Genomic DNA, 18,532 nt, shown 5'->3' with positions numbered 1-18,532 from the left:
AATCGGCGTAATTATTTAATGATTTACCAAGATTTCCCCCTGGAAATTGTTAATTGTAAAATTACAAGTAATTATCAGTTTTTTAAATGCAAAACCAATAATTATTAGTTATCTTAGTTTTGGTGGTCTCTTATTATTCCTGAGTTATTTTATTATTAAACGCAATATTTTATAGTTGCAAAATAAATTAATATAGTGTTTAATAGGGGTAATGAAATTATATTGTGCTATAATTACTTTTAAGCAAGTGAGGTAAGCATGCAAACAAATTGAGACATCTTTATTTTTAATCCAATTGTATTAGTATTAATTATGGTGTTCTATATTTTAATGCTAATTAAAAATCATGTTTTTCGCTCCAATAGTCAAAAGATCTTTTTTGCTCAAACTTTTTGTTTTTGATTTGCCTTATCTTTAATTCTATCCAATAATTATGATTTTAATTTTACGTTAAAAGCATTAAAAATTGATAAACTAAGCGGGTTGGGAGCCTTGTTTGTAATGTCAACGTTATTTTATGCGTTAATTGCGATGATTCCAATTAAATTAATTTTCTTGTTTCCTAAGAAAAAAGTTTGGGAATTTTACCGGTTATTAGTTTATATTGCCATTATCCTGGGAGTTTTATTATTAGTGATTTATCCATCTTTTGAAACTCAGATTACTGCTTGTGTCTTGTTGGGATTAGGAGTCACTAATTTAAGTAGTTTTTATTTAACGTATAATGAAATTTTTGCGAAAAAGTTTTTTCCGTTTAAAACAGTTAGTTTAGTGGCCCCAATTATGACGTTTGCTATTTTAGCGGGAATTGACTTCCATGATATTTTTACCTATAGTTTAGTAAATAAAATTAGTAACCATGGAATTATCAGAATTATTGGTTCGTTATCATTATTATCAATTTTTACGGCCTTATTCTTTTATTTTTTTTATTCACGACAAGGAGAGTTTACTTCGCTTCCTTTTACCGCTGAACAACGTGAAATTTTAGAACCTTTTAAATGAAAAAAAGTTATTATTATTTTTGTGCTATTATTTTTTATCATTGGAATGAAAGAGGTTTCACAATCTAACATTTATATTTGGTTATTAGGACAGCGGACTTGGGAGAAATATCATAATAGCGCGATGGTTGACCAGTTTATTCGGTTAAATAACCAGTTGTTTTTAATTCCCCAAGTTTTTGGTTCTTATTTAGCATGTAACTGATTATATAATAAATTAGGAGCAAAATATTGTTTTGGGATTGGGTTATTACTATGGTTTGCTTTCTTTACAATTTCTGCTTTTAACCATTCACCAGATGCCTACTTAGCTTTACAGCTTATTAATGGTTTAGCTTATTCAATGTGTTATTATATTTTATTTGCTATGACTTGTGAATGAAAATACCGTTCACCAACGGGAGAACCAATTGTTGGTTATTTCCAAATTCTGCTGTTTGGAACAGAATTCTTAGTGCGCTGTGTTGATGATATTTTATCGTGAGACCAAATTGGTATTTTTGCCTTTAAAAATCCAACCGCTAATTTTGTAACCATAGGAGATTTTGCAAATTTCATTGATGATATTACAACGATTGTTTTCACTTCGTGCGCTTCATTAATATTAGTGTTATTATTAATCTTTTACTTTACCGCTGATTTTATTTTAGCGGAATATCGTAATCACCTGGTGTTATTAGTCCCTAAAATTAATATTCTATTAAGAAATAGTTTTAAAAATAAACTAAAATCTAAAATTATACGTGAATAAATTAACTAAGTTAGTTAGTAATGAAAAATTACAGAAAAATAAAAATAATTACCATATTTTTAAAAAATTTGGTATAATTGCATTAGATAGTGTGGTGTTTATATGGGCATAAACTTAACTATAAATATTAAAATCTTAGATCTAATAATTCCAACACCAGGGTTAATTGGAGCGTTACTAGGATTTGCAGCGCTATTACTAATTGTTTATTTTGTAATTACTTTTTCATTATTTCGTTTGAAAAACAAAAATGATGTGCAATCAAGTATTATCAAATTAAAACAAGAAGTCAGTTTTAAAGAAAATGTTGAATATTTTGAGCAAGAAATTATGTTAGCCAAAAAATACGGGTGTAAAGACTAACTTAATTATTGTTTAATTTTAAACATTTTATTCACTTTGATAGGGAAGGTGAACAAAGTATGGGATTATTTAACTCGATTAAATCTTTTGTTATTGATAACAAGAATAAAATACAGAATAACAACGAACAACAAGCTAATAATAATGCTAGTGTTTTTAATGCGTTAAATAAAAATGTTAATGATACTGCTAATCAAGTTAATCCAAATCCCAATGGCTATATTGTGCCCAATCAAGATTACCGTCAACACCAAGTCAATAATACCGAAGCGCTTTACCAAAATAATAATATTATTCGTCCTGCTCGGATGTATGTTCAAGGTCAACAAGACTATTACTTAAATGGTGAACCCTTTGGAAACCAACCCCAAAATTTTAATTCCCATCCGGATTTAACTGCACCAAAACCAGTTGGTTATGTGGAACCATACTATAACCATGATTTTAATGATAAATTTGTTAATTCTCAGCCTCCGCAACGGATATTACCTCGTCGTATGCAACAAGCTGCTTACCAAGAACCAAGGGCTGGCTATCAACGAAAATATTATGATCAATATTCACATCAACCACAAGGTAGTTATCCCCAACAATACGGAACGCAGAATGGATATTTTACTGAAGATCATTATGTAAATCAGTATCGTCGCCCTTACCAACGTCGTATTGCTAATCCTCAAGGGCAAATTAATTTGAATGAAATGATGTACGAGCAACCTTATCATCAGCCAAGTGCTCCATCATATCAACAATATAATTCGGCACCAAGTTTAGCAAATAATAATTATGGTAATTATTCGCGTTCCGTTAATCCACAGCCATATCAAGAGTATAATATAGCAAATGAAAAGATGGCATTAACGCCGGTCAACTCTAAAATGCCAGTGGTTAATGATTATTATGATGAAGATGACAATTTGAATGGGGCAAAGAAAAATAAAGGATATGCTTACCAAGTTCAATTACGTTCAAAAGGAAATACCAATCGTTTAAGTCGTGAACATGCTAATAAATTGATGCCATTAGAAATTGCTCGCGAAATTAAATCAGAAAAAATTCGGACATTAATTATGATTTTAGTTGGTTTTGCGGGAATAGTTGCGACAATTATCTTTATTGCCCTGTATTTTATTAGTCATAAGCAAGGCTTAGATGAAATTTTAGGAATTAAAGCGCAATATATTCCTCATCCATTTTTAACAATTACATTATTATTAGTATCATTAGGATCATTATTTGCAGGAATCTTTGATTTATCACGGGTAAAAATTGAAGCCAATAATTATTTAGCTAATCTAAACCGTGGTAACCACACCATTCCCCATTTCTTAATTGATAATTATAAAAAAATGACAGTGCGAAGCATTGTCTTAAACTGAATTGCTTTCCCAACATACTTTTTTGGGGGAATTATCTTAGGAATTTTATATGGTTTCCAACAACATACTGGTGAACACTTTATGTTTGGCTTTTGAAGTTGAGGAATTGTGGAGGACTTAACTGCCGCTATTACAATTACAATTATTATTTTAATTGCCATGCTAGGAATTCATATTGCGAATATTGTCTTAACTAAAAAACGAAAATCAAATATTATTGGTTATTATGGTTATGAAATTGTTAAACCAGAAGAACTAACTGCTTTAAAGAAAAAAACAAACCGTATTTGTTCAATTATCTTTATTATTTTCTTAATCATTCTAACGTTAGCAATTTCAATTCCGTGATTAATTGCTCGTCGTAAACGGCATGGGAAAGGTATTCCATTCTTCTCACGTTTTAGTAATAAATAGATAGTTATGTTAACTATCTATTTTTATTTATGATAAGATTATCAACAAGTAAGGAGTTATTAAGATGACAATTAAACACCTTTATGTTCATATTCCGTTTTGTAACCATATTTGTTTTTACTGTGATTTTTTTAAAATTAAAAAATCTCAGGATCTGATGGTTGATGAATATTTAACATCTTTAGCAAGCGAATTTGATCGAATTAAACCACAGTTAACAGCAGTGACGACAATTTACTTAGGGGGTGGAACTCCTAATAGTTTAAATAATACCCAACTAACAAGGCTGCTAGAAATCCTTAATGGGATTAGCCATAATCATTTACAAGAATACACAATTGAATTAAACCCCGAACGGATTACCAAAGAACAACTTTTAATTTTACAAAAATACTATGTTAATCGCTTATCAATTGGAATTCAAACTTTTAATGATGAATTATTAGCCAAGTTAAACCGTAAACATACTGTTCAACAAGCAATTGATAGTTATTATTTAGCTCGGAAATTAGGGTTTAATAATATTTCCTTTGATTTAATGTATAACTTATTTGACCAAAGTTATCAACAAATTAACGATGATTTAGCAATGGTTAACCAGTTACAACCTGATCATCTTAGTTGATATTCCTTAATTTTAAAAGAAAACTCTTACTGGGGCAAAACAAAAACTAAGTTATCAGATAATGATTTAGCTTTTGATGAGATTATTAATACCGCTTTGGTTAACTTTGGCTATCATAGATATGAAATTTCAAATTATAGTTTAACCCCTGAAAAGCAATCACAGCATAACCTCTGTTATTGAACTAATAAATCTTTTTTACCATTAGGACCAGGAGCTAGTGGTTTTCTAAATGAAAACAACCAGTACTTATTATTAGAAAATACTCGGCGCTACCAAGGATGAGAACAAAAGATTAGTGAAATTAGTTTACCGGATTATTATTTTCAAATCTTAATGATGGGGTTACGATTAACCGCGGGAATTGATTTAGATAATGTCAAGGATGCACGAGGAGCTTATGAATATTACCAGGATAAAATTGGGGAGGAAATTACCAAGGGTAATCTAGTTTTAATAGATAATCAATTTTTAAAATGTACCCCGCAGGGATACAATATTTTGAATGATATTTTAGTCAATATTATGGATTAATTCAATTTCTAATTCTTAAAATATGTTATATTATAACTAAGAACAAGATAACAAGTGTTAGGTTAGAAAGAAGGTACTAATAATGAGAATTGATCTTGAAAAACTACAAAAGGAATATTTTCCCGCTGCTTTAGAAAGCATTAAAGCAATTATTAAAATCCCCTCAGTGCGCGGTGAAAAAGCACCCCAAACTCCTTTTGGGGAAAATACAAAAAAAGTTCTTGATTTTGCTATTAATTTAGCAAAGGAATTAGGATTTAAAGCATACCAAGACCCGGAAAATCGCTACGGATATGTTGAATATGGAAGCAGTGAAAAAATCTTTGCGATTTTAGGACACTTAGATGTTGTGCCAACCGGAGATTTAACCAAATGAGAATTTGAACCATTTAATCCCCAAGTTAAAGATGGTAAGTTATTAGGACGTGGTTCATTTGATGATAAAGGCCCAACAATAATTAATTTATATGCCCTAAAATATTTAAAAGACCATGGTTTTGAACCAGATTATCGGATTCGTTTAATTTTTGGGCTAACTGAAGAAACCGATTGGGCTTCAATTACTAGTTATATGGAAACAGAAGGGATTCCTGATTTAGGATATACTCCTGATGGGGAATTTCCTGTGGTATATGCCGAAAAAGGAATTTTAAATGTCGATATTATTGCTGGGGGTGAAAACTTTATCTTAATTGGTGGGGAAGCTTATAATTCTGTTAATGATGTGGTTAAATACCAGGGACCAGAAATGAGTAAGATTGAAGCAATCTTAACTTCTGAAAATATTGAAAATTATGTTGAAAAAGACATGCTAATTATTAAAGGAAAATCTTCACATGGAAGTTTACCAGAATGCGGAGTTAATGCCGCTTTAGAAGCATTAAATGCCATTGCCCATGTTAATCCAACCTCAAAAATTGCGAAATTTGTGGAAGAACACCTATACCGCGACTATTCTTTCAGCAAAATTTTTCCGGCAATGCGCGATGAATCAGGGAACTTAACAGTTAATAATGGGATTGTTGAAATTAACCATGACAAAACACGGATAACTTTAAACTTACGGGTTCCAATTACTTATTGCCAAGAAGATGTTGTTAAACCATTAACAGTTGAATTAGCAAAATTTGATTTACAATTAATTGATCTAAAATGAGAAAATCCCGTGCACATGTCAAAGGATAGTCCCATGATTCAAAATATTATGCAAGTTTATCGCGAAGTTACCGGTGATCATAATGCCCAACCATTAGCAATCGGTGGGGGCACATATGCCAAAGCAATGCCTAAATGTGTAGCGTTTGGGGCCGAATTTGATATTGAAGAATCAACAATGCATGCTTATAATGAGTATGTTAAAATTGATGATCTTCGCAAAATGTTAGAAATCTATACAAAATCAATTCCGCTGTTAACAAAAATTAATAAATAAAAAAAGGATTTTAAATCCTTTTTTTTATTGGGCAGCACCACTTATAATAGTTGTAATTGATGGTTTGTCTAATATTCACATTACAATAACTACTACTGTCCCAATAATAGTAAACATAATAATTCATTGTAATAATGAACAGGCTCCGAAAATTAACTTCCCTTTTCTAGTTAATGGTAGGCTAATTCCCTTTGCTAATGTCCTAATTGGGTCAATGTTCAAAATTTATAAGATTAAATTTAACCAACAGAAAATCATATTTAAAAAAGAAGCTAATAGTCTTTTTAATTACATAGTTTTCTCTACTTTATATTTTGATATATATAATTATATCTTTTTTCCATTATAAATAAAATAGAAGCAATAATTTTTTTATTATTTTTTATGATATAATTTAACTAAATAAGAATAAAAAAACATAATTAATTAATGTCAAAAAATAATATTATCTTTGTGAAAGGAACATTAATAATGAAAAAATTATTAGCAAGTTTAGGTGCTTTAGTAATTACGGGAACAGCCGTTTCGAATGTAATTAGTTGTAATGAAATTATTCGCATCGGAACAATCGATTTAAATAAATTAGATGATCCAAAATTTCACTTTGCCGAAAATTTACAACTTTATTTAGCTGGCTTACCTACTTTGGATGCTAAAAATTTTGGTTATTTAAATAATGCCATTATGCAAAAGTTAATTGAATCAATTTCCATTTTTAACTCAGATGATATTGCCGCTAGTTTGAAAATAAAGATTTATAATGCGCAAACAAAAAAATTATTAACATCGGATAGTCCAACTAGCGATTGGCCGAAAGCTGAGGATGGAATTACTGTTAAAGTTGTTGCTAACCCCTATAAACCACCTTATATTAAAGTAATGGGAGCGTTTCAAACTGCTCCGATTGTTTGAAAGCCAACCATCAGTGAACTAGATATTAGTCAAATTATTAATTGGAATGACTTAATTAATATCTCAATTATTTGAAATTACATTAAAATTAGATTAACTGACCCCGCTTTTAAAGATATTCCGGATAGTGAATTAACGATTGGTAATGAACGAGCAATATTTATGCTGGCTATTAAAGATCCTTGAAAATATACCAACATTGCTTTTAATGATTCAACATTATTTGATAAAATTGAATTAAAAATTTATAAGGATAAAGATAACCAACCTGATTTTAATAATAGTTATGATGATAATACCAAAATTGCTTCCTTACCAACAATTAAAAATCAAAACGAATGATTTGTCTTTAGTCAAACAACCACCGATGATTTTACCCCTTCCATAACTAAATTTGTTAATTATCAAATTCAATATAATAAAACAAGTTCAAACAAAGAATTAACTTTTATTAAAAATTTTTATGATTTAAACAGTGCAAATCACTTCAACTAATGCCGAGGGGGCGGATGGTAATGGCGGATGCAATTACTTATGCAATTCAAAAATTGCAAGCAACGAAAATTATTACTATTGCTACTTTAACCAGGGCCATGATTAAGGATCTTGAAAAATATGTAACTGGGGCGATGGCAACTAGTAATGAATTATTTGATCGCTTTCACCAAGCAACCTGTCAAGCATGCGAAACTTTTTGGCGAATGCCTGTTAGCCGGGAAAACTATCAAGCAATGAGTAATACCCAATATTCTGATTTAGTTAATCATTCTTATGATAAATATAATCCGACCGGTAATTCGATGGCATTTTTAGATAACTTTACAGAATCATTATCATTTCTTCACATTGATATTACGGGAACCGCCTACATTGATGATTGTGGGAAAGGAACAATGGTTAAATCAATTATTGAATATTATTTATTAGAAGGTTAGTATTATGAAAAATAAGGTTGTTACTGGTTTATTAGTTACCAATGATTTAGATGCCATTTTGATAACTTCAAAAGTGAACCGGTATTGATATTACACTAATTTTCCACCTTCATTGGGTTATTTATTAATTACCCGCACACAAGCATTTTTATTACTATATGGAAGTTTAACTTGAAAAAACTCTTTAACAATTACAAAATTATTTCATAAATACGCATTTAACTGCTCTAACCAGTCTGGACAGTTATCATAAGCAGCAATTAGGTAGGGTAATTGCCCCAAAAGTATTAGGAGAAGTAACTCGGTTAATTTTCATACAATTTAAGAATCTTGTTGTTAATGTTTCATCGGGGATCACAACATAACTTGTTTTAAAGCCCCCAAAATTAAATGCCTTATTTGGACTAGTACAAACTATTAAATGAGAATAATGTTCGGGAAAGGCTAAACAACTAGTAAATGTTACTTCCTGGTTATTAATAATTTGATTTTCAAAATCAGCAAAATCAATCTGATAACTATTATCCTGGTAAAGCAAATTATTACAAACTAAGGTGCGATTATTATCAATAATACTTTCTCCAAACGGTCCATAGACAGGAGTTTGTACTAAAATACTATCCTGCACATTATTAAACTCTTGGATTAAATAATATAAAGTTCCGACCGTTCCGTAAATTAAATGAATTCATAATGTTTGGAGATTAACCTTTAACCGTTCTTGGTGTCACTTAATAATACTTTGATAAAACTGGGCCGGGACATAGTTATAACCATAAATATTAGTCTCTACTCGTTTTTTAATAACATCCACAACCTCGACGGGACATTTAAAATCAGTATCACCAATCCACGCGGAATATTTTTTTTGGGGGGGTTAATCTGGTAAGTTTGCATTAAATATTCAATATTTCATTTGCGGTCATGGTCATATGTTCCGCTACGATCGACAATTTCATCAAAATTATATTTCAATCTTTTCACCTATTTCTATTTATTTTTTGATGACTTTATTTAATAATTCATAATAGACTAAATCTAAAAACTGAATTAAAGTTTGGGCTGTGATAGAATAACTATTTCAGATTTGCTGTTCATCATAATGAATAATAATTTTGTTTTCAACATCATTAAAGAACTGAGTTGGATACTGACCAAATTGAAGAACTTTTTTAAAGAAAAATATTATTCTTTCATATGGCAAAGATTTTGTTCAAAATGGGGATTTTTTCTTTCGGTTAAATTTTGGTTGCTCACAAGTATTTTTAAAAGAATTATTACTACAAATTAAAACTGCTTTTAGAGAATTAGAACGGAAGCGATGGGATGATAACACTTTAAGTAACTACTCACCAAAAAAGCCCGGATCATTTACCAATTACCTTTATTATTAAGAAAACAAGTAAGCAGAAAATTACCCTCCAGAATATTGGTAATGAAGACCAACGCCATATTGAATTAGTAGTTTCCCATCGACACTTACTAATTGTGCGGAGTTATTAAAAACAAGTCTGAAAGCAATTTTATATGTTTTTAATGCGCAAAAATGTCAATTTAAAAAAGAACTTTCGAATATGAATTATGATCTTTTAATTTACCACTCAGCCTATCCGCACTTAGAGGATATTATTATAATTACCCATCATCTTATGCAATGAGTTAATACAGACTGGTATTTACAAGATATGCCTGCTAATTTAATGACGCCGGTTTTGTTTGCTAATTTTTGAAAAGACAGGTTAAAAAATACGAAGAATTTAACAATGAAGATTTATGAAAATCAAGAATTAGCAACAATGGGATTAAATTTATTATTAGCAGTTAACTAGGGTAGTAACCACTGCGCTTGTATGATTGTTGTGGAGTACCAAGGTGATAAAACTACTAGTGAGTACCAAACTGCTTTTGTCGGGAAGGGAATAACTTTTGATAGTGGTGGTTATTGTTTAAAAAGTAGCAGTCGGCAGTTAGGAATGAAATTTGACATGTCTGGGGCCGCAATTGTTTTATCAGTCATTAGTGCATTAGCTGAGCAAGAAGTGGCTGCCAATGTACTAGTAATTGCAATGTTAACCGAAAGTGTTGTCAAATCACATGCAGGCTGATATGTGGAAATTAATAACACGGATGCTGAACGGTACCTTGTGTTAGCGGATGGAATTAGTTACGCCAAACAAACTTACCACCCAGCCACAATTAATGATGTTGCGACTTTAACTAGTTCGGTTAAAAATGCCGTGGGAGTTAACATTAGTGGAATGTTTAGCAACAATGAAAAATTGGTGAAGAATTTTACGAAGGTTACTGAGAATACCTTAGAACCAGTTTGATGGTTACCAATTCAGTTAGAAAATTATGATAATCTAACTTCTGAAATTGCTAATTTTAAAGACGTGACCACTAACCGTGGATATGGAGTTGGTAACGGTGGCGGGGGACCGAAGTAATGGTTGAAAGTTTAATTGAATTCATTAAAACAAAGAATTTTTAAATAGTAATTAAATTAATTACTATTTTTATTTGTAAATTTCAATTATTATATACTAATTATTATTTTTACTTAATATAGAATCTTATCAAAGACAGAAATTTTAAAAGTTAGCATAAAAAAATAAGAAAATGGTTTGTTTTTATTTTAACAATGTTATACTTAACTCAGAGAGATGCCATTTGCTTTCTCTTTTTTTATTTTAAGGAGGTAATTAAAAAAATAATGATTAATTTGCTATCACTAACTACCAAACAAAAGATTTTAATGGAACAATTAGCCAAGTTTCATCAAATCTTTATGGATCATCAAGTTAAACAAGATTATTTATTTTTAATGGATAAAATTTTTGATCCCTTTTTAAATAGCATCATCACCTTAGAATTATTAGCTGATAATAAGATTAATAATTATTTAATTTTATTTTTACAATGAACCCAAGAAATTGTTGATAACAAGATTATTTTTCTTGATAGTAATTCATCCAAAACATCAAATTCTAATTATAACCATAAAATTCAGCGACAAATCTTAACTAATTTAAAAATTCAAATCACCCAAACGATCTCCTATTTAAAAAAATTATTAGTAGTGCTGATTTAAATTATTTAGAAACTGCTTTTAATTATTCAAACTTGGTTAACTGTATTAAAAAGTTATTTTTAACCTATTATTGTGATTGAAATAAAATTATTGGGTATTTGGACCAAATGAAAAAGGAATTAAAAAATTATGATGAGGAACTTTTTGATAATAAGAATGATATTTATAGTAAATATAGTAAAAAAGTTAATGAACTTTTGAATGAAAATTATCAAAAGAAAGAACAGCAATTTTTATTGGATTTTTTCATTGAAAAGTTAGAACCAGGTAATTTTGAACTGTGACTAGAGTTATGGCATGATGTGATTTATGTGCGCAACCAGATTACCCATTTTCCGGATTCGTTAGTTATTCATAATAGCCTTAATTTTTTGAAAAAAAATAAATACATCTTAATTTTTGTTTATATTGATTTTTTACTATTTATTTTAGAAAAATATGAGGAAGATTTTTATCAAAATAACGCGGAAGCCTAAAATCAAGGTTTTCAAGATTTACTTTGACTTAAACCCTAATAAAATATAAAATATATAATATAATAGAATAATGGATAGTTAGCAAAAAGGTGGTGCATTAATGGTTTCCTATTATACTCAGCGTATTATTAATATGAAAGAAGCTAAGTTAAAAGCCCATTTGACCCAAGATGAAAAACAACAATTTATTGATGCGTTTAAAGATCTAGTAATTTTAATTAAAAAAGATTGTGTTGTTATTAAGCATGAAAAATTTGGTTATGAATTATTTAAAAGTAAATCAGATGATAAGTACTGGTCATATGCAATTACTTTTACCGAACCAATGGATCCCGTAAAACCAATTTATAAACACCATTGAGTTGGGAATGCTTTTGTTGGTTATGGGTTTAAAACAATTGACCAAACAATTGCGCGCACTTTTAAAATGATGGAACAAGGACCAACTGCTAATACCCAGATTCGGGATTATTTAGTGGGATGAGATGAAAAAAAGGACCGCATTATTTTAGGGTGAGAAGAAAAAGACTGGTCATACCATGATTATGTCTATTTTCAAAAATGGTTTAAAAAAAATAAGGTGCGGATTATGGCAAAACAAGAAGGGGTAAAGGATACTGAAGACTATAATAAAGAAAGTAATAAAACAGCTTTGACTGTGTTATTAGGTAAAATGCAAGATCCTCCGAAACGTCCCCGCTCAATGGTGACTATTATGCGGAAAACAAAAGCAACTAAAAAAGATTGGGCTAATCCAACGACAAAACGCTATATTGTTGGGTTTTTATATGTTGATTAAAAAAGAAAAGAGAAAATTATGGGTTATCGTGAAATTAATTCAAGTCAAAATAAATATATTAAAGAATTAGGTAAATTAAAGCATAATAAATTTCGCCACGCCAAACAATTAGGCCTTATTGAAGGTTTACATTTAATTAGTAGTGCCTATGATAATAATTTATTAGTGGAGATTTTAGTAACGAAGGACAATTTACATTTAGTTAACAAATATCAAAATGTTAATATTATTATAGTAACCGACCAAATTATTAGTAAACTATCAACAAGTGTTACGAGCCAACAAATCTTGGGGGTTATTAACTTAGCCAAATATTTTAGTCAACAAAAAATTGATTACCACCAGAATGCTTTAATTTTGGAAAATATTCAAGATCCGGGGAATTTAGGAACATTATTACGAACTAGTCTCGGGTTTAATTTTCCTAATATTTTTTTAGTTCATAATGGCGTTGACTTATTTAATGATAAAGTTATCCGTGCTAGTCAAGGATCTTTATTTTATTTAAATATTCACGTAATTTCTCACCCTGTAGTTGAATTTTTGGGCCAGTTAAAAAAAGAGCACTATCAAATTATTAGTACTAATCTTAGTGATAACTCGACATTTTTGGAAACAACCTCTTTTGCTGCTGGCCAAAAATATGCTGTTTGTTTAGGCAACGAGGGTAGTGGGTTATCACCAATGATACTAGATAATAGTGATTTAAATGTTAAAATTAAAATTAATGCGAAGTTAGATTCGTTAAATGTTGCGCAGGCGGGAACAATTTTAATGTATGAAATTAATAAACAACAGAAAGGAGAATAGGGATGTTTAAAGTTAAAACAGCAACCTATCTTACTTCAGCCGTTGATAAAAAAGGCTGAATTAATGATGAGGTTAAAGAAATTTGCTTTTTAGGAAAAAGTAACGTTGGTAAATCAAGTTTTATTAATATGTTGACTAATCGCCGCCAGCTGGCCAAGGTGTCCCAAACTCCTGGTAAAACAAGAATGCTAAATTTTTTTAGTATTAATAATAATCAGTTTCGGATTGTTGATGCTCCTGGTTATGGGTTTGCCAAAGTTAACAACCAACAAAAATTAGTTTTTAGTAAAATGATGGAAGAATACTTATTATCGCGTTCTAACCTAGTTTTTGTTTGTTTATTAGTTGATTTACGACATAATCCAACAAGCAATGATATTACAATGTATGAATATTTACAACATTATCAAATCCCAATAGTTATTATTGGGACCAAGTTAGATAAGTTAAAAAAAAATGATATTAAAAAAATTGAGCAAAAAATTAAAACAATGTTAAATTTTAATCCCGCGGATTATTTTATTAAGACTTCGAGTGAGAAAAAACAAGGTTTAGAAGAGTGCTGGGAACTTTTTACAAAATTACTAAATTTGTAAATTTTTTATTTTTTATTGTATAATATTACCGTTATTTATTTATCTGAGGTACAAATTCTTTTATTTGTAATTAGATAAGTACATACTAGCGTAATACAGAGAGGAAAATTATTGAATGGATAAGAAACTTACGCGCATTGTAAAATATCAACAACAACTAACTAAGTTGTCAACAGTTGATCTAAGTATTCTTGATGAACATCACTCTTATTTATAACAAGCAATCATTAATGCTTTTGAAGCATCGAATAAAAAGATTAATGCTAATGTTATGAATACAATTATCAACGGGATCTTATGTAGATTGTTTATTTCGTTGGGTTACATTGTAGCATTGTTTTCGATGTAGGGTGTTAATACGATGGGAGTTAAACAATTAATTTTTGGGATTACCTTTCCAATTGTACTAATTTTAGTGACCTTTTTAGAAGGCGGATTATATACTTCCTATTGTGTCGGATTTATTAATATTAGCATCGGTGCTGCTAGTCCGTGAAAATTTTATCGCAACTTAATGCTAGTTTTTTAGGAAACTTTTTAGAAAGTTTATTAACAGCTGTTGTGATTTATTTTGCCCTGGTATATGGTCACATCTTAACTGGTAACAAAACAAAGCAGTGACACTAAACACCCATGGTGATTCATGACACACGCTGAAACAATGCAAATGATTGAACACAAAATGGAATTTGTGGGAAGTGTCCTTGCTGATGGGTTAACCCAACCGGTCAACAAATTGGCCAAACCTTTTTAAATAATTTAATGTCTGGAATTTACTGTAATATTTTAGTTGGTGCCACTTTATATTTAACTTATTCTTCAAAAAATGCTGCCACCTTATTTTTAGGAATTTTCTTAGCATTGTTTGCTTTTTGTTTGGCAAGGTTCCAACACGTTGTTGCCAATACATTTATTTTTTGAATGAATATTTTTATGGTTGGTGATCAGTTATCAGCCACCCATGTCCTGCCAGCATCTTCGGTTGGATATTTTGTGCTAGTCAATTTAATTACCACTTTTATTGGTAATTTTATCGGGGGTAGATTATTAATCCCGGTTTTATGTTATTTTATTGCCCGTAAAAAAATCAATGCCGCCGTGGTCAAAGTACAAAAAAATACTTTAGTGATCAAATTAAGTTATTACAATTAAAAACTGGGTTTGCCCAAATTATTAATCACGAATTTGTATTAGACAATGCCAAATTTAACCAAGCAATTCAGAAACTTGACAGTAAGAGCCACATCGCCAATGATTTAAACGAAGTTAAAAATAAAACAGCGAAGTTTTTCTTGCAAAAAGGAAAATTTTCTTTTGGTAATTTTTAACAATCTTTTGCTAGCAACTATTGCGAAAAAAGAATTATTAGAAGTATAATAAAAACAGATAGGTTTTTAAAACTTATTTGTTATTAAGCGATTACTTAATAGTTAGAGATATAAACTATTAACTTAGTGTGGGATTTCTGATGTGATAAATTTATTTTCTGTTTGAAATAATACATATTTAACAACCGTTATTTTTTTAATTTCAAAAGTAAATAATTTTGTCAAAACATTACTTTTAGTTTTATAACATGTAGAGAAAAGAGGGGACAAAATAATTAGAAAAACATGATTTCCTGAGTGAGATGATTGTACCGCTGGTAAATGAGCAGATGAGGTAGACACTCGCGGATTTATTCAAAATAACTATGTTCCATATACTGGTGATGATAGTTTTTTTAGTAGGGCCAACTGATGCTACCAAAAAATTATGAGATAAAGTTATGGAATTAACAAAACAAGAACGTGAAAATGGGGGTATTGGATGCTGATAAAGATTTGCCAGTAACAATTACTTCGCATGCACCTGATTACTTAGACAAAGACTTGGAAAAAGTAGTTGGAGTGCAAACTGAAAAACCATTTAAAAGAGCAATGAAGGCTAACGGGGGAGTTCGAATGGTCCAAACTGTTATGCTAATGAAGCGTATGGATTTAAAGTTTCCGACCGAGTAATAGAAATTTTTACAAAATACAGTAAAACTAATAACCAAGGAGTTTTCGATGCTTATACAGAAGATATGCGTGCTTGTCGTAAATCACATATTATTAGTAGTCTTCCTGATGCTTACGGACGGGGAAGAATTATTGGTGACTATCGCCGTTTAGCATTATATGGAGCAGATTATTTAATTGCCAAAAAAGAAGAAGACAAACGTAATACTTCATTAGTAATGATGGAAGATGTTATTTGTTTATGAGAAGAATTATTAGAACAAATTTTAGAATTAAAAGAAATTAAAAAATGGCGGTTTAATATGGATTTGATGTTTCAAAACAAGCGGCCAATGTCAAAGAAGCTTTCCAATGAACATATTTAGGATATTTAGCTGCGATTAAAGAAAACAACGGAGCAGCAATGAGTTTCGGAAGAACCAGTGGTTTCTTAAATGTTTAAATTGAATGGGATTTAAAAAATGGAGTTTTAACAGAAACTGATGTTCAAGAATTAGTTGACCACATAATTATGAAATTAAGAATTGTTAAATTTATGCGGACACCAGAATATAATCAATTTATTCTCAGGGACCCAATTTGGGCCACTGAATCAATTGGGGGAATGGGAATTGATGGTCGTACATTAGTTACTAAAATAGCGTTTCGTTATATTCATACTTTAGCAAACATGGGAGCTTTTCCAGAACCAAACTTAACAATCTTATGATTACAACATTTTCCAGAAGGATTTAAAGCTTTTTGTGCTAAATACTCAATTTTATATTCATCAATGCAATATGAAAATGATGACTTAATGCGCGCAACCCACGGGGATGACTATGTAATTGCGTGTTGTGTTTCACCAATGCGTGTTGGAAAACAAATGCAATTCTTCGGAGCTCGTTCTAATTTAGTAAAAACATTATTATATGCTATTAACGGGGGTTGATGAAATCCATAAAAACCAAGTGTCACTATACTTTGAACCTTGCAATGGAAATGAAAATACACCGTTAAATTATGAAGAAGTATGAGCAAAATTTGTCCAAATGGCAAAATGATTAGCTGGCGTATATTGGAACGCCTTAAATATTATTCATTATATGCATGACAAATACTTCTATGAAAGAAGCCAAATGTGTTTTATGGATACTAATCCCCACCGCTTCTTTGCCACTGGAATTGCTGGATTATTAGTAGTAACTGACTCGTTATCAGCAATTAAACATGCCAAAGTTTATCCATTAAAAGATAGTGATGGGGTGGTAACTGACTACCAAATTGAAGGCCACTTCCCAACTTATGGTAATAATGATGATCGTGCCGATGATATTGCAATTGAAGTTGTCAAAACTTTCATGAACGAAGTGCGTTGTCAACACCACTACCGTAATTCCGAACCAACAATGTCAGTTCTAACAATTACTTCAAATGTGGTATATGGAAAAGCAACTGATAATTCTCCTGACGGTAAAAAAGCCGGAGTGCCATTCTCACCAGGGGCCAACCCAATGAACGGAAGAGATAAAACCGGAGCCGGTAAACTCATTAGCATAGGTAGCTAAAATTCCATTCAAATATGCAGCGGATGGTATTTTAAATACCTTTACAATTATTCCAAATGCGTTAGAGGAAAAGGCCAAGACTTAATTATTCATGGTGATTTAAATATTAGTAGTATTAATCCCCATGATCAACATAAAAAATAGCAGTTAATAAAAAATGAATTCACTATGAATTCATTTTTTATTTACCAAATTGATTCTTCGCTATAATTAAATACTGATAATGACAAATAAATTGGTAAATTTTCATCATATATTATTGAACTTTCATAATTAAGCTGCACAAGGTTATTTTGATAAAATTTAAATTGATTAGTAATTTCCTTAGATATTTCTGCTATTTTAAATTGCTCTTGGTAGGTAAGGATAAAATTATTTACTTCGGTAAAATTGCGCTTGTTCAGCATCACTAAGTTTGCTATAAGCGATTAGTAAATTATTAATTTCATAGATCATTTTTTTCTTTTCTTTTGATGATTTTAACTTTGAAGGAACTTTTTGAAAATTATAGTATTTTATTTTTCCCCAAATATTATTAATAATTTTTAACATCGCAATATTTGTATTAAATTGAATGGTAGTAATATTTTTAGTTAATTGTTCACATATTTTTGGTCTTATTGCTGTAGTTTCTTCATCATTCATTTTTTAGTGATGTTAATTGCTAGTTGAAATTGGTCTTGAATTAATTTAACACTTTGGGTAAAAAAATATAGACAAAATATTATTCGGATCATCTGAAACACTATCTCTTTGACATTTTTCCCAAATAGTTATTAATTTATCGTCTTCAAAATCAGAAAATACAAAATCAAAAAACTCCGGGTATTTAGCATCATTTTTCATTTAAACACTCTAGATTAT

Annotated in this window: 21 protein-coding genes and 2 pseudogenes; 19 read left to right on the top strand and 4 right to left on the bottom strand. The window is 30.1% G+C overall.

Features of this window, described 5'->3' with window-relative positions:
- Positions 1-258: 258 nt before the first annotated feature.
- The 5 genes from P344_RS04080 (at position 259) to P344_RS04060 (ending at position 6,502) form a co-directional block, all read left to right on the top strand.
- Complete coding sequence (locus P344_RS04080; RefSeq protein ID WP_025317612.1) at positions 259-1,755, top strand: hypothetical protein; 1,497 nt, start codon at positions 259-261, stop codon at positions 1,753-1,755.
- A gap of 102 nt (positions 1,756-1,857) precedes the next feature.
- Positions 1,858-2,118, top strand: coding sequence for a hypothetical protein (locus P344_RS04075; RefSeq protein WP_038677608.1), 261 nt, complete (start codon positions 1,858-1,860; stop codon positions 2,116-2,118).
- A 59-nt stretch (positions 2,119-2,177) separates the two neighbouring features.
- Entirely contained in the window at positions 2,178-3,911 is a 1,734-nt protein-coding gene (locus P344_RS04070; protein ID WP_025317610.1) for an MSC_0882 family membrane protein, read from the top strand.
- Positions 3,912-3,975: 64 nt separating this feature from the next.
- Positions 3,976-5,070: a radical SAM family heme chaperone HemW gene (gene hemW, locus P344_RS04065; RefSeq protein WP_038677606.1), complete on the top strand. Its 1,095-nt coding sequence runs from the start codon at positions 3,976-3,978 to the stop codon at positions 5,068-5,070.
- Positions 5,071-5,152: 82 nt separating this feature from the next.
- Entirely contained in the window at positions 5,153-6,502 is a 1,350-nt protein-coding gene (locus P344_RS04060) for a Sapep family Mn(2+)-dependent dipeptidase (RefSeq protein WP_025317608.1), read from the top strand.
- Between the two features lie 24 nt (positions 6,503-6,526).
- On the opposite strand, the gene P344_RS04055 is transcribed toward P344_RS04060, so the two are convergent.
- Positions 6,527-6,724 carry a hypothetical protein gene (locus tag P344_RS04055; protein WP_081717402.1) on the bottom strand — a complete coding sequence of 66 codons (198 nt, stop codon included), beginning with the start codon at positions 6,722-6,724 and terminating at the stop codon, positions 6,527-6,529.
- Between the two features lie 249 nt (positions 6,725-6,973).
- On the opposite strand from P344_RS04055, the gene P344_RS04050 reads away from it, so the two are divergent.
- Genes P344_RS04050 through P344_RS04040 form a run of 3 tightly spaced genes read left to right on the top strand, consistent with a single transcriptional unit; the run spans position 6,974 to position 8,602 of the window.
- Positions 6,974-7,909, top strand: coding sequence for a lipoprotein (locus P344_RS04050; RefSeq protein WP_025317607.1), 936 nt, complete (start codon positions 6,974-6,976; stop codon positions 7,907-7,909).
- Between the two features lie 20 nt (positions 7,910-7,929).
- Positions 7,930-8,349 (top strand): M17 family metallopeptidase, encoded by a 420-nt coding sequence (locus P344_RS04045; RefSeq protein ID WP_025317606.1) that lies wholly within the window; start codon positions 7,930-7,932, stop codon positions 8,347-8,349.
- A 4-nt stretch (positions 8,350-8,353) separates the two neighbouring features.
- Positions 8,354-8,602 carry an aminopeptidase P family N-terminal domain-containing protein gene (locus P344_RS04040; RefSeq protein WP_025317605.1) on the top strand — a complete coding sequence of 83 codons (249 nt, stop codon included), beginning with the start codon at positions 8,354-8,356 and terminating at the stop codon, positions 8,600-8,602.
- Here the strand turns inward: P344_RS04040 and P344_RS04035 are convergent.
- Together P344_RS04035 and P344_RS04025 are read right to left on the bottom strand one after the other, a co-directional pair.
- Positions 8,594-9,163: an aminotransferase class I/II-fold pyridoxal phosphate-dependent enzyme gene (locus P344_RS04035; RefSeq protein ID WP_025317604.1), complete on the bottom strand. Its 570-nt coding sequence runs from the start codon at positions 9,161-9,163 to the stop codon at positions 8,594-8,596. The genes P344_RS04040 and P344_RS04035 overlap by 9 nt on opposite strands.
- A gap of 180 nt (positions 9,164-9,343) precedes the next feature.
- Positions 9,344-9,685 (bottom strand): hypothetical protein, encoded by a 342-nt coding sequence (locus P344_RS04025; RefSeq protein ID WP_025317602.1) that lies wholly within the window; start codon positions 9,683-9,685, stop codon positions 9,344-9,346.
- Positions 9,686-9,923: 238 nt separating this feature from the next.
- On the opposite strand from P344_RS04025, the gene P344_RS06135 reads away from it, so the two are divergent.
- The 11 genes and pseudogenes from P344_RS06135 (at position 9,924) to P344_RS08125 (ending at position 17,812) form a co-directional block, all read left to right on the top strand.
- Positions 9,924-10,178 carry a hypothetical protein gene (locus P344_RS06135; protein ID WP_051413783.1) on the top strand — a complete coding sequence of 85 codons (255 nt, stop codon included), beginning with the start codon at positions 9,924-9,926 and terminating at the stop codon, positions 10,176-10,178.
- Between the two features lie 12 nt (positions 10,179-10,190).
- Positions 10,191-10,796: pseudogene (locus P344_RS06130) on the top strand (M17 family metallopeptidase); the annotation flags it as partial.
- A gap of 266 nt (positions 10,797-11,062) precedes the next feature.
- Positions 11,063-11,440 carry a hypothetical protein gene (locus tag P344_RS04015; protein WP_025317601.1) on the top strand — a complete coding sequence of 126 codons (378 nt, stop codon included), beginning with the start codon at positions 11,063-11,065 and terminating at the stop codon, positions 11,438-11,440.
- 107 nt (positions 11,441-11,547) lie between these two features.
- A complete protein-coding gene (locus P344_RS04010; RefSeq protein ID WP_025331891.1) occupies positions 11,548-11,916 on the top strand; it encodes a hypothetical protein in 369 nt (122 codons plus the stop codon).
- Positions 11,917-12,016: 100 nt separating this feature from the next.
- Positions 12,017-12,715 (top strand): hypothetical protein, encoded by a 699-nt coding sequence (locus P344_RS04005; RefSeq protein WP_025317599.1) that lies wholly within the window; start codon positions 12,017-12,019, stop codon positions 12,713-12,715.
- Positions 12,716-12,733: 18 nt separating this feature from the next.
- Positions 12,734-13,525: a TrmH family RNA methyltransferase gene (locus P344_RS04000; protein ID WP_025317598.1), complete on the top strand. Its 792-nt coding sequence runs from the start codon at positions 12,734-12,736 to the stop codon at positions 13,523-13,525.
- A 2-nt stretch (positions 13,526-13,527) separates the two neighbouring features.
- The gene (gene yihA / locus P344_RS03995) at positions 13,528-14,121 is read left to right on the top strand and encodes a ribosome biogenesis GTP-binding protein YihA/YsxC (RefSeq protein WP_025317597.1); all 594 of its coding nucleotides are present in this window, start codon (positions 13,528-13,530) and stop codon (positions 14,119-14,121) included.
- Between the two features lie 361 nt (positions 14,122-14,482).
- Complete coding sequence (locus P344_RS06810; RefSeq protein WP_156028570.1) at positions 14,483-14,650, top strand: hypothetical protein; 168 nt, start codon at positions 14,483-14,485, stop codon at positions 14,648-14,650.
- Positions 14,614-14,748, top strand: a complete 135-nt coding sequence (locus tag P344_RS07940; protein WP_269078585.1) for a hypothetical protein — start codon at positions 14,614-14,616, stop codon at positions 14,746-14,748. Before P344_RS06810 ends, P344_RS07940 begins: the two co-directional genes overlap by 37 nt.
- A gap of 6 nt (positions 14,749-14,754) precedes the next feature.
- Positions 14,755-15,273: a formate/nitrite transporter family protein gene (locus P344_RS03990; RefSeq protein ID WP_025317596.1), complete on the top strand. Its 519-nt coding sequence runs from the start codon at positions 14,755-14,757 to the stop codon at positions 15,271-15,273.
- A 450-nt stretch (positions 15,274-15,723) separates the two neighbouring features.
- A pseudogene (locus P344_RS08125) lies at positions 15,724-17,812 on the top strand (pyruvate formate lyase family protein).
- A 228-nt stretch (positions 17,813-18,040) separates the two neighbouring features.
- On the opposite strand, the gene P344_RS03980 reads toward P344_RS08125, so the two are convergent.
- Positions 18,041-18,313 (bottom strand): hypothetical protein, encoded by a 273-nt coding sequence (locus tag P344_RS03980; protein WP_025317591.1) that lies wholly within the window; start codon positions 18,311-18,313, stop codon positions 18,041-18,043.
- Between the last annotated feature and the right edge of the window lie 219 nt (positions 18,314-18,532).

The sequence above is a fragment of the Spiroplasma mirum ATCC 29335 genome (assembly GCF_000565195.1).
GTDB lineage: Bacteria > Bacillota_I > Bacilli_A > Mycoplasmatales > Mycoplasmataceae > Spiroplasma > Spiroplasma mirum.
Note: the sequence above shows the minus strand (reverse complement) of the source record. Positions and strands in the feature narration are given on the sequence as shown.